Annotated in this window: 11 protein-coding genes; 7 read left to right on the forward strand and 4 right to left on the reverse strand. The window is 70.3% G+C overall.

Annotated elements, in window-relative coordinates; genetic code table 11:
• Positions 1 to 167: 167 nt before the first annotated feature.
• From OG897_RS33190 to OG897_RS33200, 3 genes are all read left to right on the forward strand, one after another.
• The gene (locus OG897_RS33190) at positions 168 to 932 is read left to right on the forward strand and encodes an isocitrate lyase/phosphoenolpyruvate mutase family protein (protein WP_266662807.1); all 765 of its coding nucleotides are present in this window, start codon (positions 168 to 170) and stop codon (positions 930 to 932) included.
• 228 nt (positions 933 to 1,160) lie between these two features.
• Complete coding sequence (locus tag OG897_RS33195) at positions 1,161 to 2,177, forward strand: permease (RefSeq protein WP_266662809.1); 1,017 nt, start codon at positions 1,161 to 1,163, stop codon at positions 2,175 to 2,177.
• A 38-nt stretch (positions 2,178 to 2,215) separates the two neighbouring features.
• Complete coding sequence (locus OG897_RS33200) at positions 2,216 to 3,085, forward strand: TIGR03943 family protein (protein ID WP_266662811.1); 870 nt, start codon at positions 2,216 to 2,218, stop codon at positions 3,083 to 3,085.
• 27 nt (positions 3,086 to 3,112) lie between these two features.
• Here OG897_RS33200 and OG897_RS33205 read toward each other — a convergent pair whose 3' ends face one another.
• Complete coding sequence (locus OG897_RS33205) at positions 3,113 to 4,111, reverse strand: GlxA family transcriptional regulator (RefSeq protein WP_266662813.1); 999 nt, start codon at positions 4,109 to 4,111, stop codon at positions 3,113 to 3,115.
• A 212-nt stretch (positions 4,112 to 4,323) separates the two neighbouring features.
• Between OG897_RS33205 and OG897_RS33210 the strand changes: the two genes are divergently transcribed.
• The 3 genes from OG897_RS33210 to OG897_RS33220 all read left to right on the forward strand — a co-directional run bounded on the left by OG897_RS33210 (position 4,324) and on the right by OG897_RS33220 (position 6,970).
• Positions 4,324 to 4,908, forward strand: coding sequence for an isochorismatase family protein (locus OG897_RS33210; protein ID WP_266662815.1), 585 nt, complete (start codon positions 4,324 to 4,326; stop codon positions 4,906 to 4,908).
• Positions 4,908 to 5,648, forward strand: a complete 741-nt coding sequence (locus OG897_RS33215) for a cysteine hydrolase family protein (protein ID WP_323188138.1) — start codon at positions 4,908 to 4,910, stop codon at positions 5,646 to 5,648. The genes OG897_RS33210 and OG897_RS33215 overlap by 1 nt, the downstream gene beginning before the upstream one ends.
• A 197-nt stretch (positions 5,649 to 5,845) precedes the next feature.
• On the forward strand, positions 5,846 to 6,970 hold the full coding sequence (locus tag OG897_RS33220; protein ID WP_266662817.1) for a hypothetical protein: 1,125 nt from the start codon (positions 5,846 to 5,848) through the stop codon (positions 6,968 to 6,970).
• 174 nt (positions 6,971 to 7,144) lie between these two features.
• Here OG897_RS33220 and OG897_RS33225 read toward each other — a convergent pair whose 3' ends face one another.
• From OG897_RS33225 to OG897_RS33235, 3 genes are all read right to left on the reverse strand, one after another.
• Entirely contained in the window at positions 7,145 to 7,978 is an 834-nt protein-coding gene (locus tag OG897_RS33225; protein WP_266662819.1) for an alpha/beta fold hydrolase, read from the reverse strand.
• Between the two features lie 92 nt (positions 7,979 to 8,070).
• On the reverse strand, positions 8,071 to 8,910 hold the full coding sequence (locus tag OG897_RS33230) for an alpha/beta fold hydrolase (RefSeq protein ID WP_266662821.1): 840 nt from the start codon (positions 8,908 to 8,910) through the stop codon (positions 8,071 to 8,073).
• A gap of 142 nt (positions 8,911 to 9,052) precedes the next feature.
• The gene (locus tag OG897_RS33235) at positions 9,053 to 10,201 is read right to left on the reverse strand and encodes a serine hydrolase domain-containing protein (RefSeq protein WP_266662823.1); all 1,149 of its coding nucleotides are present in this window, start codon (positions 10,199 to 10,201) and stop codon (positions 9,053 to 9,055) included.
• A gap of 221 nt (positions 10,202 to 10,422) precedes the next feature.
• Here OG897_RS33235 and OG897_RS33240 point away from each other — a divergent pair, with 221 nt between their 5' ends.
• On the forward strand, positions 10,423 to 13,599 hold the full coding sequence (locus tag OG897_RS33240; protein WP_266662825.1) for a BTAD domain-containing putative transcriptional regulator: 3,177 nt from the start codon (positions 10,423 to 10,425) through the stop codon (positions 13,597 to 13,599).
• Positions 13,600 to 13,656: the final 57 nt, after the last annotated feature.

A 13,656-nucleotide genomic window follows, 5' to 3' on the forward strand; every position in this document is an offset into this window, starting at 1 on the left:
CGCTCGCACTGCCGGGGCACAGGGCCGGGGCTCCGCCCACCGCCTCCGGCAAGGGACGGCGATGGCGCTTGCCTGCGGCAGCGCTTGCCTGCGGTGGCGCTTGCCTGCGGCAGCACTTGTCTGCGGTGGCACTTGTCTGCGGCACCGCAGGAGGTAGCTTCTTCGGCATGGACTTTCACACCGCCGTTGAGCGCGCTCAGCGCCTCAAGAAGCTGCATGCCGAGTACAAGCCCCTGGTACTGCCGACCGTCTGGGACGTCTGGTCCGCGCGGACCGCAGCCGCCGCCGGATTCCCCGCGCTGACCATCGGCAGCCATCCGCTCGCCGACTCCCGAGGAGCCGGCGACCACGAGGGCCAGACCTTCGAGGAAGTGCTCGCCGCCGTCAGGCCGATCATCGCGGCGGTCGACGTCCCCGTTTCCGTCGACCTGGAGGCGGGTTACGGGCAGGAGCCCGCAGACCTCATCGCCGGGCTGACCGAGGTCGGCGGGGTCGGCCTCAACGTCGAGGACACCGTCCACTCCGAGGGCGGACGCGTGCGGACCACGCAGGAGCACGCGAACTACATCGCCGGCCTCCGCGCGGCGGCCGACAAGGCCGGAATCCCGGTCTGGATCAACGGACGCACCGACCTCTTCCTGCACGCGAAGGACGCCCCCGGCGTCCTCGACGAAGCGATCGAGCGGCTGCGGGCCCTGGAACAGGCAGGTGCCGACAGCGTCTACCCGGTGGGCATTCAGGACAACGACGAGCTGCTCACGGCGGTGACCAGTGCCGTCACCGTTCCCGTGAACTCGACGGCCCACCCCGTCAAGCACGACCTTGAGCGCTTCCGCCGCCTCGGCGTCGGCCGGATCACCTTCGGTCCGCTGCTCCAGTTCGCCATGACGGACGCGATGAACGAAGCGATCGGGCCCTGGGCTCCCCGATAACGCGCTGCACACCTCCCGCTCCGGGCGACTCCCTCGTACCGGTTGGGAGTTGGGTGCCGAGCCGGTGAGGCGGAGGGTCTTCGGCCGGGCCGCTAAGCCGGTGGTCACGCGGAGGCGTGACCACCGGGGCCCAGAGGTGGGGCGGCCCCGGCGGGCCCGGGAAGGTGCGCGTCGGGACGGTCCGGATAGGGTGACGTCCTTCCCGACGCCTTCCGCCCCGGAGCCCCCATGGAACCGCCCACCGGTCTGATCCAGGCCCCGCCGGGCATCTCACCGGGCCGGGGCACTCCGGCTTCGGTCCGGGTCGCGGGTGCCGTGTCGGTGGTGACCGTGTGTGCGATCGCCTGGGCCGCGGGGGGCGACGAACTGCTGACCGGTCCCGGATTCCGCGCCTGGCAGACGATCACCGTGGCGATCCTCGTACAGGCCCTGCCGTTCCTGCTGCTGGGCACTCTCATATCCGGCGCGGTCAACGCCTTCGTCCCGGCCCACGTGTTCGGAAAGGCGCTGCCGCGCAATCCTGTTCTCGCGGTTCCGGTGGCGAGCGCCGCGGGAATCGTGCTGCCGGGCTGCGAGTGCGCCTCGGTACCGGTCGCCAGGAGTCTGATCCAGCGCGGAGTCACCCCGTCCGCCGCGTTCGCCTTCCTCCTGGCGGCCCCCGCGATCAACCCCGTCGTCCTCGTGTCCACGGCCGTCGCCTTCCCCGGCAGCCCTGACATGGTCGTCGCCCGCCTGGTCGCCTCGCTGGCGACGTCGGTGCTGATGGGCTGGCTCTGGCTGCGGTTCGGACGTACGCAATGGCTGCGGATGCCCGCACGCCACACCGGCCATCAACACGGCGACAGCCGCCTGGAGGAGTTCCGGGTCGGCTTCCAGCACGACTTCCTGCACGCGGGCGGCTTCCTCGTGCTGGGCGCGATGGCCGCGGCCACCTTCAACGTCGCCGTGCCGAAGTCGGTGCTGGAGACCTTCTCGTCCTCACCCTGGCTCTCGGTGCTCTTCCTCGCCGCCCTGGCCGTCGTGCTGGCCGTCTGTTCGGAGGCGGACGCCTTCCTCGCCGCCTCGCTGACCGGGTTCTCGCCGACCGCCCGGCTGGCGTTCATGGTCGTCGGCCCGATGGTCGACCTGAAGCTGATCGCCCTCCAGGCGGGGACCTTCGGCCGGGCGTTCGCCTGGCGCTTCTCGGCGACGACCGCCGTCGCGGCCGTCGCGTGCACCGCGCTGACCGGATGGTGGCTGCTGTGAGCCGGGTGATGGCTGCTGTGAACCGGATGGTGGCTGCTGTGAGACGTCACGCCCAGCCCCTCCTCCTGCTGACCCTCGGCGTGGCGGTCCTGCGGGTGTCACTGTTCAGCGACGTGTGTCTGCGGTACGTGAAGGAGAGCGCCCAGCCGTTCCTGATCGCGACCGGACTCCTGCTCGCGGCCCTGGGCCTCGCGGGGCTCGCGCGCGACGTCGTACCGCGCGCACGGGAGCGGACGCAGGGGGCCCCCGGCAAAGGCACCGAGAAGTCCGCCGCGACCTCCGAGTCGATACGGCAGGATGCCCACGGCCCGGCCTCGCACGAGTACGCGCATCACCACAGCCACGACGCCGAAGCCGAAGCGGAGGTGCACGGCCACGACCACTCCCGGGGCCCGCGCGTGGCCTGGCTGCTGCTGCCGCCCGCGCTGCTCCTGCTGCTCTTCGCCCCGCCCGCGCTGGGTTCGTACACCGCGTCTCGCGATCAGCCGCAACTCGTCCAGGACTACGAGCACTTCGACCCGCTGCCCGCCGCGGGAAGCCCCGTACCCCTCTCCCTCACCGAGCTCGTCGCCCGTCTCCAGCAGGACGAGAGCGGCAGCCTCAAGGGCCGCACCCTGGTCCTCCAGGGCTTCGTCACTCCCGCCCGGGAGTCCGCCGGGACCAAGGCCGGGACCTGGGAACTGACCCGGCTCCTGGTCTCCTGCTGCGCCGCCGACTCGCAGGCCCTCCGCGTCACCGTGCACGGGGCGCAGGCGCCGCCCGCCGACGCCTGGGTACGGGTCACCGCCCGCTGGCGGCCGGGCGGCACGTTCGGCACCACCTCCGCTGCGCTCGCGCTCGACGCCGTGTCCGTCACCCGTGTCCCGGAACCCGCCAACCCGTATCTGGACAAGGCTCCCGTGCTCTGAGCGAGTCCCCCGCAGAAGGCGCATCCGTCAGGGGACTTGCGGAACCCGGAACCGGCGCCGGTACTCCGTCGGCGTCGTGTTCAGGCGACGGCGGAAGGCCCGCACCAGGGTGTCGGTGGTCCCGAAGCCGCACAGGGACGAGATGCGGTCGAGCGTGGCGTCGGAGGACTCCAGTTCGTGGCGGGCCTTCTCGACGCGCATCGACTCGATGTACGCGTGCGGGGTCGTGCCCAGTTCGGTCTTGAACAGGCGGGTCAGGTGCCGGTCGCTGACGTGGGCGTACGCGGCGAGGTCCACGACGGTGAGCGGCTCGGAGATGTGGCGCAGGATGTGGTGGCGCAGGTCCTCGATGCGCCGGGTCGTGGAGACCTGCTCCAACGGGACGCTGAACTGGCTCTGGCCGCTGGAGCGTTTGAGGTACATCACGAGCTGGCGGGCCACGCGCAGCGCGACGGCCTCCCCGAGGTCGTCGGCGATCAGGGCGAGGGAGAGGTCGAGGCAGGCGCTGATCCCGGCGCCGGTCCACACGTTGCCCTCGCGGATGAAGATCGGGTCGGCGTCGACCTTCACCTCCGGATGGTCGGCGGCCAGTTGCTGCGCGGTCGACCAGTGCGTGGTGGCCCGTTTGCCGTCGAGCAGCCCGGCGGCGGCGAGCAGATGCGCCCCGACGCACACCGAGGTGATCCGGCGCGTCCGCGCGGCGAGCGCCTTCACCCGATCGACCAGTGCGGGGTCGACGAGGGGGTGGACCCGCCCGTCGTCGTCGACCTCGACCGCACCCGGGACGATGAGCGTGTCGATGCCGCGTGCCGCGACCTCGTCGAAGGTGAGGTCCGGCAGGACGCGGACACCGGCGCCGGTGGTGACCGGGTCCATGGTCTCGGCCGCGAGGACCACGTGGTAGCCGGCCGCGTCCGCGGTCTCCCGGCGGGCCAGTGCGAATACCTCCGGCGGCCCGGTGACGTCGAGCAGGTCCACGTCCTCGAAGATCACGATCACGATGAGCCGTCTCGCGGTGTCCGCCATGCTTCCCCCTGCTGTCGCTTCCGCTGTGCCGTCCGCTGGGGCGTCCGGTGTGCCGTCCGATGTGCCGTCCGGCCCCAGGTCGGTATCTGCATGTTAGACGTCATTGTTGACATCGCCTCCAGCTCGTAGCGTTGTGGACACAGCCCCCCAGACCGGCAGGACCGGGGACGCGGGCTGTGTCTCTCCCTACGCGACACAAAGGCGGTACACCCATGTCCAGGACCACGCTGCGCGAGCTGAACGGCTTCGACCAGACGCCCGCGACGCTGGCCGAGTCGACGCTCATCCTGATCGACTTCCAGAACACCTACACCCAGGGCGTGATGGAACTCGACGGATGGGAGGAGTCCCTCGAAGCCGCCGCGCAGCTCCTGGCCCGAGCCCGCGCGGCAGGCACGAAGATCGTGCACGTCATCAACGACGGCGGGGAGGGGACCCCGTACGACATCCGGGTGGAGATCGGCCAGATCCACCCGAAGGTCGCCCCGGTGGACGGCGAGCCGGTCGTCGTCAAGCAGGTCCCGAACGCGTTCGTCGGGACAGAGCTGGCGAGTCACCTCACGGAAGGCCAGGACGTCGTCGTCGCGGGGTGGATGACCCACATGTGCGTCGCGTTCACGGCGCAGGGCGCGTTCCTGAACGGCAACCGCCCCACGGTCGCCGCCGACGCCACCGCCACCCGCTCGCTGCCCGTCGCGGGCACCGCCGTCCCGGCCGAGCAGGTGCACCAGGGCGCCCTCGCCACCATCGCCGACCTGTACGGGGTCGTCGTCGCCTCCCAGAAGGAGATCAACTGATGAAGCCGCTGCGTACGCTCGTCGCCCTGGGCGCCACCGCTCTGCTCGCCGTCACCGTGACCGCGTGCGGTGGGGAGACCCAGGCCGCCACCAGCACCGACCGGCAGGACAAGAAGGCGTCGCCGACCGCCGCGCCGACCGCCGGGGAGAACGTCGCGAAGAACACCACGACGCTGCGTCAGCTCATGAAGCTCGACGAAACCCCGGCGACGCTGTCCAACGCCGCGCTGGTCCTCGTCGACTACCAGAACGTCTACACCGGCGGCCCGATGGAACTCACCGGCTGGAAAGAGGCGGTGAACAGCACCAAGGCCCTGCTGGAACGGGCCCGCAAGGCCAAGACGCCGGTGATCCACATCGTCGAGAAGGGCTACGACCTCACGTCGAAGGCCGGACAGATCATTCCGGCGCTCAAGCCCGCCAAGGGCGAGGCCGTCGTCGAGAAGGCCGTCCCCAACGGCTTCCACGACACGAACCTCAACGAGCAGCTCAAGAAGACCGGCCGCAAGAACGTCATCATCGCCGGTTTTATGACGCACATGTGCACCCTGTTCACCACCGAGGGCGCCGTCTACAACGGCTACAACCCGACCGTGGTGGGCGACGCCTCCGCGACCCGGCCGCTGCCGGTCAAGGGCAACCCCAACGGCATCCCCGCGAAGCAGGTCCACGAGGCCGCGCTCGCCACGATCCAGGACCGCTTCGGCGTGGTCGTCCCGCAGCAGAGCGACATCAAGTAACGCTCGAATCATCTGACTTCGGCGTGGGCAGGGAATATCTGTTCTCTGCCCACGCCGAAGGGCGCGCCCTACCGCGCCCGTAAACCCCACACCCCCACTCCCCCCATCCCCCCATGTGAAGGTCCCCCCATGAATGCGATCCCCCCATCAAAGAACCGCAAGAAACAGATCAGCAAGACCCCATGGAGAAAACGAAGATGGCTACCCGCAGAGGCTTCATAGGCAGCGCCACCGGTATCGGTACGGCCGCTTTGCTCGGCTACTCCGCCTCGCCGAGCTACGCGGACGTCCCGCCGGTCGACGCCGGTGCCGAGGCGGTGAGCCAGCAGACGGCACGGTCGTCGATGCTCGCCGTCAATGCCGGGATGCGCACCAACTACGCCACCCTCAAAGCGGAGTTGATCAAGCATCTCTCCCCCGTGGTCGTCGTGCAGAACGACGCCAAGGGCGGCCGGTTCACCCTCGTGACCAAGGACGGCCAGGAGTCCACCAACCCCGTGTCGGAGACGTTCGAGCTGGCGAAGTCCATCGCTCACGTCCCGCTCGGCATCTTCTCGGTGATCGCCTCCTACCTGGCGGACAAGATCCCGAACCTGCCCAACGCGAACCGCATCGACCCCCACGACCTCGTCATGGTGGCGTTCAACGACGACAAGTCCACCGCGTGGATCCCGCCGCTCCAGGCGTACGCCACCCGGCTCACCACGGCCCGCCGCCAGCTCGCCTCCGCCGGTCTGCCCCCGGCGCTGGCCACGTCCTGCGGCAACATCCTCACCGGCGGCCTGAAGTTCATCAACGCCTCGATCACGGCCAAGACGTTCGACATGGCGTCGTTCGAGGCGTTCTCCGGCAGCGTGTACCCGGACATCCGCGTCAACATGGAGCACGCCTCGCAGGCCCAGATCAGCGGCGTGCAGACCATCATGAAGACCTGGCGCGCCAAGGTCGGCGAGGCGGCGTGGGCCGACCTGTACTGCGTGGTCCTGTCGCAGTGGACCACGAGCCTCCTCAACCAGAACACCATCATCCTCAAGGACTGCATGAACGCGGCGAAGGTCGCCACCCACCTGATCGACCTGCCGGGCCTGGAGCCGCCCGTGGACCCGATCTTCACCGCGCTCGACAACCTCGCGCGGATCGTGCAGGACAACGTCGCCGCCGAGATGGTCTTCCCCAAGGACACGAAGGTCGCCGACGCGCTGAAGGGCCAGCAGGACCTGCTGTCCGACGAGATCCTCAACCAGCTCGGCAAAACGACCACCCTGAAGGCCACACCCAGCTACAACACGGTCGCCTCGGGGGTGTGCCCGGTCCCTCACTAGTACTTCCAGCCGTACGTCACCCAGTCGTACGTCCTCCAGCCGTACCTCAGCGGAGCGGCTCGGGACGTCTGGGCGTCGCTCCGGCTCCCGGGGATGCGCGTACCCCGCCGTCGTGGTCACGACGGCGGGGTACGCGCATCAGCTCCCGGCCCCACCAGGGCCGTCAGCGTCGGGTCACTTCGCCAGGAAGGCGAGGAGGGCCTGGGTGACTTCCTGGGCGTGGGTCCACAGCAGGCCGTGCGGGGCGCCGTCGATGACGACGTAATCGGCCTGCGGAAGTGCCTGGTGGAAGAGGTCTCCGGTGGCCTCGATGGGCAGGATGCGGTCGGCGGTGCCGTGCAGGATCAGTGCCGGGACGTCGATCTTGAGCAGGTCGGCGCGGAAGTCGGTGGACCAGGTCGCCACGCAGGCCAGGGAGGCGTAGGCGGAGGCTCCGGCGGCGACGTTCCAGCTGTTGCGGACGGCCTCCTCGCTGATGCGGGTGCCGAGGTTCTCGTCGAGGTTGTAGAAGTTCTCGTAGAACGCGGTGAAGTAGGCGTAGCGGTCGGCGGTGACGGCCTCTTCGATGTCCTGGAAGACGGCACCGTCGACGCCGCCCGGGTTGTCGGCGGTCTTGAGGAGGAAGGGTTCGAGGGAGGCCAGGAAGGCGGCCTTGGCGATCCGGGCGGAACCGTAGGTGCCCAGGTAGCGGCCGACCTCGCCGGTGCCCATGGAGAAACCGACCAGGACGACGTCGTTGAGGTCGAGGGTCTCCAGGACCGTGTTCAGGTCGGCGGCGAAGGTGTCGTAGTCGTAGCCGGTGGTGGGCTGGCTGGAGCGGCCGAAACCGCGCCGGTCGTACGTGATCACGCGGTGTCCGGCGGCCAGCAGGGCGGCGGACTGCTTCTCCCAGGAGTGGCCGTCGAGCGGGTAGCCGTGGATCAGCACGACGGGCTGGCCGGTGCCGTGGTCCTCGTAGTACAGCTCGATGCTGGTCGAGTTCTCCTGGCCAACGGTGATGAACGCCATGGTGGTTACTGCCTTTCGGTGGGAAGTGCGTCGGGTGTCTGCTGGTGCGTGCCCGGGCGGGCACGGCTGTGGTGAAGGGGCGGGGCGGCCGGTCAGCGGACCGTGCGGGCCGCTTGCTGGACGATGCGGGCGACGGCCTCCGGCCGGGATACGGACACCGCGTGCGACGCGTCGACGACCGTGGTGCGGGAGCGGGCGCGGGCCGACATGTAACGCTGGGCCTCCACGGGGATGTTGAGGTCCTCGGTGGTGACCAGCGACCAGGAGGGAATCGTCTTCCAGGCGGCCTTCGTCGACTTCTCCTCCAGCGCCGCCGCGGCGATCGGACGCTGCCCCGCCGCCATGAGCCCGGCCTTGTCCTTCGGCACGTCCGCGGCGAACTGGGCGCGGAACTTCTCCGGCTTGATGTACACGTCCGCGCCCTGACTGCCGTCGGGCAGCGCGTAGTTGACCGGCTCGACGGCCTGGCCGAGGGTGCTGCCGGGGAACTTGTTCGTCAGCCCGAGCGAGCTCTCGCCCGCGTCGGGCAGGAACGCGGCGATGTAGACCAGCGCCTTCACCTTGTCCTCCAGACCCGCGGCGGCCTGACTGATGACGGTGCCGCCGTAGGAGTGACCGACCAGGACGACCGGACCTTCGATGTGGCCGACGACACTGCGGAGGTACGCGGCGTCGGTCGCCGGGCCGCGCAGCGGGTTGGCGGCGGCCACCACGGGGTAGCCCGCACGCTGTAGCCGGGTGACGACGCCGTCCCAGCTCGCGGCGTCGGCGAACGCCCCGTGTTCCAGCACGATCGTCGGGCGTACCGGCTGGTGGGACGCCGCACCGGCGGCACCGGCCGCACCGGGCAGGGTGGCGGCGGCCACGGAAAGACCCAGGGCCGCTGCGGCAGCGAGCAGGGCGGATCGGCGGGTCGGACGGGTGATACGCATGCGGGTATGTCCTTCTTCTTCGACCGGGGTGGAGCGTCTTGTTCGACCGGGGTGGAGCGTCTTGCGTTCTGTCCTACGAGGAGAGGACGGGATCGGTTCACCCTGCGAACGGAATGATTTTTCGCGGGTCCTGGCCGGGGGCTCAGTCCGTGGAGCCCAGGACGTCGTAGACCTGCCTCAGGTAGCCGAGGGTGCGCTCCGAGCCGAGGATTCCGTCGCCCAGCCGGTTCATCGCGTACGAGAACGTGACGCGCCGGTCGAGGTCCATCACGACGATCGAACCGCCCCGGCCGACCCAGAAGCAGACCCTGCCGGTGGGCAGGTGCGGCATCGTCCGCGCGTCGGCGAGCGCGAAGCCCATGCCCCAGCGCACGGGAACGCCCAGGAACAGGTCGACTCCGTCGGCCTGTACGTCGAAGATCTTGTCCACGGTGTCGGCGGAGAGAAGCTGATGGCCGTTGACCCGGCCGCTTCGTGAGACGGCGGAGAGGGCACGGGCCAGACCTCGTGCGTTTCCGTGGCCGTTGACGGCGCCGAGTTCGGCCCGGCGCCACCGCGACGTGTCGACGTGCTCGTCCCGGGCGGGGCTGCCGAGCAACGTCCTGGTGAAGATCCCCTCGGGATCGAGACCGGCCGGCATGCCGGAGAGCGGGGAGGGGGCCACCGACTCGGCGATGCGCGGCCAGTCAGCCTCCCGCGCACCTATCTGGACGTCGGCGCGGGCCGGCCCGGCGATCTCGGTGTCGACGAACTCGGTCAGGGTACGGCCGGTGACCCGTCGTACGAGCTCGCCCACCAACTGCCCCTGGGTCTGTACGTGGTAGCCCGAGGCACTGCCCGGCTCCCACCAGGGCGCCTGCGCGGCCAGCCGGGCGCTCGCGGTCGGCCCGTCGTACAGATCGTCCATGGTGAAGGGCTGCTGCCAGCCGGAGAGCCCCGAGGTGTGTGCCAGGACGTGCCGCACCTCGATGTCCTGCTTGCCCCGGGCGGCGAACTCGGGCCAGTAGTGCGCGACCGGGCGGTGCAGATCCAGCGCCCCCCGGTCGACGAGGAGCAGGACCGCCAGACTGCTGAGGGTCTTGGTCGTCGACCACAGGTTCACCACCGTGTCCTGTTCCCACGGAACGGTCCGCGCCTCGTCGGCGTACCCACCCCACAGGTCGACTTCCATCACGCCGTCGACGTCGACGGCGATCGACGCCCCCAGCTCCTCCCCCGATTCCAGGTGCGCTTCAAGTGCCGCTCGGACCGGTTCGAACCGGTCGGTGCTCGTTCCTTCGACGGTGATCATGTCTTCTTCTCCACTCCGGATGACGGCTGTTCGCTCGCTCAACGGGGAGAACGGCACGCTGGTTCACGCTTCGTCGCAGGTGAGAGCCCTTCTCAGGCAGGGGAACGGCCGCCTCGCGCCGGTCGCCGCCCTGCTAATGTCCTGTCCGTCGTGCGGAAGGCGGAAGGCGGTGTCCTCGCCGCTCCGATCACCTGTCCCCTCTCTGTGGGCAGGTCATGGTCATGTGTGCGCCCCCGACGGTGGTGCCGTCGAGCAGGTTCTGGGTGGGTGCGGTGACAGCTGTGGAGCAGGGACTCGACTTCGGACTGCTGGGTCCGCTGGTGGTACGGCGGGCGGGCACGGTACTCGATCCGGGTCGGCGCAGGCAGCGGCTGCTGCTGATCCGCCTATTGCTCGCCGACGGCCGGGCGGTCGCCCCGCAGACGCTGTGCGAGGAACTGTGGCCGCAGCAGCCGGGACGGACGCCGGGCGGCGCGATGGGCTCCCTGCACGCCCACGTCAGCAAGGTCCGCGCGGTCCTGGAACCGCAGCACCTGCGCCGACAGGGCACCTTCGCGGTGCTGGTCACCGAACCCCTGGGCTACGCCCTGCGGGTGCCGCCGGAGAGCCGTGACACCGTACACTTCGAGCGGGCTCATGCCCGGGCGCACCGGCTCATGGGCCAGGGCCGGCCCGAGCACGTCGTGGAAGAGGCCCGAAGAGCCCTGGAGATGTGGCGCGGCACCGCGTTCGCCGACGCCGCACACCATCTGTTCGCCACCCACGAGGCAGCACGCCTGGAAGAACTGCGGCAGTCCACCCGCGAGATACGCACCACTGCGCTGCTCGTGCAGGGGCGGATCACCGAAGCCCTGGACGCGGCGCAGGAGATGACCGTCCAGCATCCCCTGCGGGAGACCGGCTGGGCACTGCTGCTGCGCGCCCTGTACCTCGCCGGCCGGCACCCCGAAGCGCTTCAGCGTTACAACGACCTGCGTCGGCTCCTCGACGAGGAACTGGGTCTCGAACCCGGCCCACCGCTGCGCTCCCTGCACCACGGCATCCTCCACCACGACCTGCCACCGCTTCACCCGGCCGACGCGGGACGGAGTTTCGGCACCGCCGGACAGGCCGAGGCCGCCGAGGAGGCCGAAGATTCCGGTACGGGCGACGGACCCGCCGCAGAGTCCGGTACGGGCAGCGGACCGGCCGAAGGATGCGGCGCACCGGCGGCAAACGACGAGGAGACCGCTTCGCCGCTCCCGGCGCGTCCGGCCCAACTACCGCGCAGCCTCCCGGTGTTCGCGGGCCGGACGGCCGAAGGTGCGTGGCTGTCGGCCGTGAGCGGCGCACCGGGCCGCCCCGGGCCTGCCGCTGCCCCGGTCGTCGTCATCAGCGGTGCTCCTGGTGTCGGCAAGACGACCTTCGCCGTCCACCACGCCCACCGCGTCGCCTCCTCCTTCCCCGACGGGCAGCTCTTCGTCAACCTGTGCGGATTCCACCCGCACGCACCCGCCGTCGACCCCGGCAACGCCCTGCACGGATTCCTCACCGCCCTCGGCGTGCCCGCGCCGCGCATCCCCGAGGACACCGCCGACCGCAGCACGCTCTTCCGCAGCCTCCTCGCCGAGCGGCGGGTCCTCCTCGTCCTGGACAACGCCCGCGACGAACACCAGGTGCGCCCCCTGCTCCCCGCAGGAGACGGCTGTTTCACCCTGATCACCAGCCGCAACCAGCTCCCCGGCCTGGTCGCGACCGACGGCGCCAGACCACTCACCCTCGCGCTGCCCTCGCCGGCCGAGGCCCACCAAGCCCTCGAACGACGCCTGGGAACCGAACGGCTGGCCGCCGATCCCACCGCCACGGCCGACATCATCCGCCTGTGCGGGCGGCTCCCCCTGGCCATGGCCGTGGTCGCCGCCCGCGCCGAGCTCGACCCGTCCTTCCCCCTGCACGCCATCGCCGAGGACCTGCGGCACACCCACGGCCTCGACGCCTTCACCGGCTTCGACACCACCACCGACGTCCGCACCGTCTTCTCCTGGTCCTACCACTCCCTGGACGAAGCCGCCGCCCGTCTCTTCCGCCTCCTCGCCCTGCACCCCGGCCCCCACATCACCGCCCCCGCCGCCGCCAGCCTCGCCGGTCTCCCCCTCCCCCTGACCCGCCGGGCACTCGCGGGCCTGGTCGGGTCCTGCCTCGTGGAACAACCGCTGCCCGGCCGCTACGCCCTGCACGACCTCCTTCGCGGGTACGCCAGCGAACTCGGCCACACCCACGACACCGCCCAGGACCGGCACCACGCCACGCTCCGGACCCTGGACCACTACCTGTTCACCGCGTACGAGGCGAACCAGTTCCTCAAGCAGGACACCTCGATCGAACTCGACCTCGGTGTGCCCGTGCCGGGAGTCGTGCCGGAGAACCTGACCGGCATCGAGCAGGCCACCCGCTGGCTGACCGCCGAACACCGGGTGCTGACCAGCCTGCTCCACACCGCCGTGAGCCGGCGGCTGGACCGCCACACCACCGGACTGGCCTGGTCCCTCAAGGAATATCTCAACCGCAAGGAATTCTGGCCCGAGGCCATCACCGCGCTGACCCCCGCCCTCGACGTGGCCCGCCGCCACAACGACCTCCTCGAAGAGGGCCGTTGCCTGCGCCACCTCGGCAGCATCCACGGCTACCTGGACCACCAGGAGCAGGCCCTGGACCACCTGCGACGCGCCACCGCGATCTTCGAGCAGCTCGACGCGACCGGTGACCGGGCGCGGGCCCACTACGTCACGGCGTGTGCGCTGTTCCTGTTCGGCCGGGTCCAGGAAGCGGTGACGCACTCCGAACGGGGGCTGGAGTTGTCCCGGGAGACGGGTGAGGAGCTGTGGCTGGCCGAGTGCCTCATCGAGCTCGCCTGGTTCTACTCCAACCTGGGACAGCTCGAACGGAGCCTTCGCTACAGCGAGGAGGGCATCGCCCTGTTCGAGCGCCTCGGCGCACCGTGGCAGCTGGCCCAGGCGTGGGACATCCTGGGCTACAACCTCCGGATGCTCGGCCGTCACGAGGAGTCGGTGGCCACCTACCAGCGGGCGATGCGGGCGTTCGAGGAACTGGGCGACCACAGGAACGCCATCGGCTCGCTGATGCGGCTGGGCGACACCCGGCTGGCCCTGGGCGACCGGGAAGGCGCACGGGCGGACTGGGTCAACGCCCTCGAAGACGCCGCCGAGCGAGCCATGTCCCACAGCGCCCAGCAGGTCCGTGACCGGCTCACCGCCCTGGAGATGGACAGGGACCCCACGCCCACGGTGCCGGAGCGGGCGGCCGGCAGCCACAAGCTCCCGACCCCGAGGAAGGGCGGTCCCGCGTATCAGGAGGCCGGTCTGCAAGGCTCCGGACAGCGGGACGCCGCGCATCCGTGATCCCGTCGTCCCGGGGCCGCGAGAGACGGCAAGGACGTACGGCAAGAAAGCGACAAG

Source organism: Streptomyces sp. NBC_00237, assembly GCF_026342435.1.
Lineage (GTDB): Bacteria > Actinomycetota > Actinomycetes > Streptomycetales > Streptomycetaceae > Streptomyces.

Excerpts from the sequence above, each read along its gene's own strand:
- OG897_RS33190 (WP_266662807.1), top strand. The coding sequence starts at position 168 with ATGGACTTTCACACCGCCGTTGAGCGCGCTCAGCGCCTCAAGAAGCTG.
- OG897_RS33195 (WP_266662809.1), top strand. The coding sequence starts at position 1,161 with ATGGAACCGCCCACCGGTCTGATCCAGGCCCCGCCGGGCATCTCACCG.
- OG897_RS33205 (WP_266662813.1), bottom strand. The coding sequence starts at position 4,111 with ATGGCGGACACCGCGAGACGGCTCATCGTGATCGTGATCTTCGAGGAC.
- OG897_RS33210 (WP_266662815.1), top strand. The coding sequence starts at position 4,324 with ATGTCCAGGACCACGCTGCGCGAGCTGAACGGCTTCGACCAGACGCCC.
- OG897_RS33215 (WP_323188138.1), top strand. The coding sequence starts at position 4,908 with ATGAAGCCGCTGCGTACGCTCGTCGCCCTGGGCGCCACCGCTCTGCTC.
- OG897_RS33220 (WP_266662817.1), top strand. The coding sequence starts at position 5,846 with ATGGCTACCCGCAGAGGCTTCATAGGCAGCGCCACCGGTATCGGTACG.
- OG897_RS33225 (WP_266662819.1), bottom strand. The coding sequence starts at position 7,978 with ATGGCGTTCATCACCGTTGGCCAGGAGAACTCGACCAGCATCGAGCTG.
- OG897_RS33230 (WP_266662821.1), bottom strand. The coding sequence starts at position 8,910 with ATGCGTATCACCCGTCCGACCCGCCGATCCGCCCTGCTCGCTGCCGCA.
- OG897_RS33235 (WP_266662823.1), bottom strand. The coding sequence starts at position 10,201 with ATGATCACCGTCGAAGGAACGAGCACCGACCGGTTCGAACCGGTCCGA.
- OG897_RS33240 (WP_266662825.1), top strand. The coding sequence starts at position 10,423 with ATGTGTGCGCCCCCGACGGTGGTGCCGTCGAGCAGGTTCTGGGTGGGT.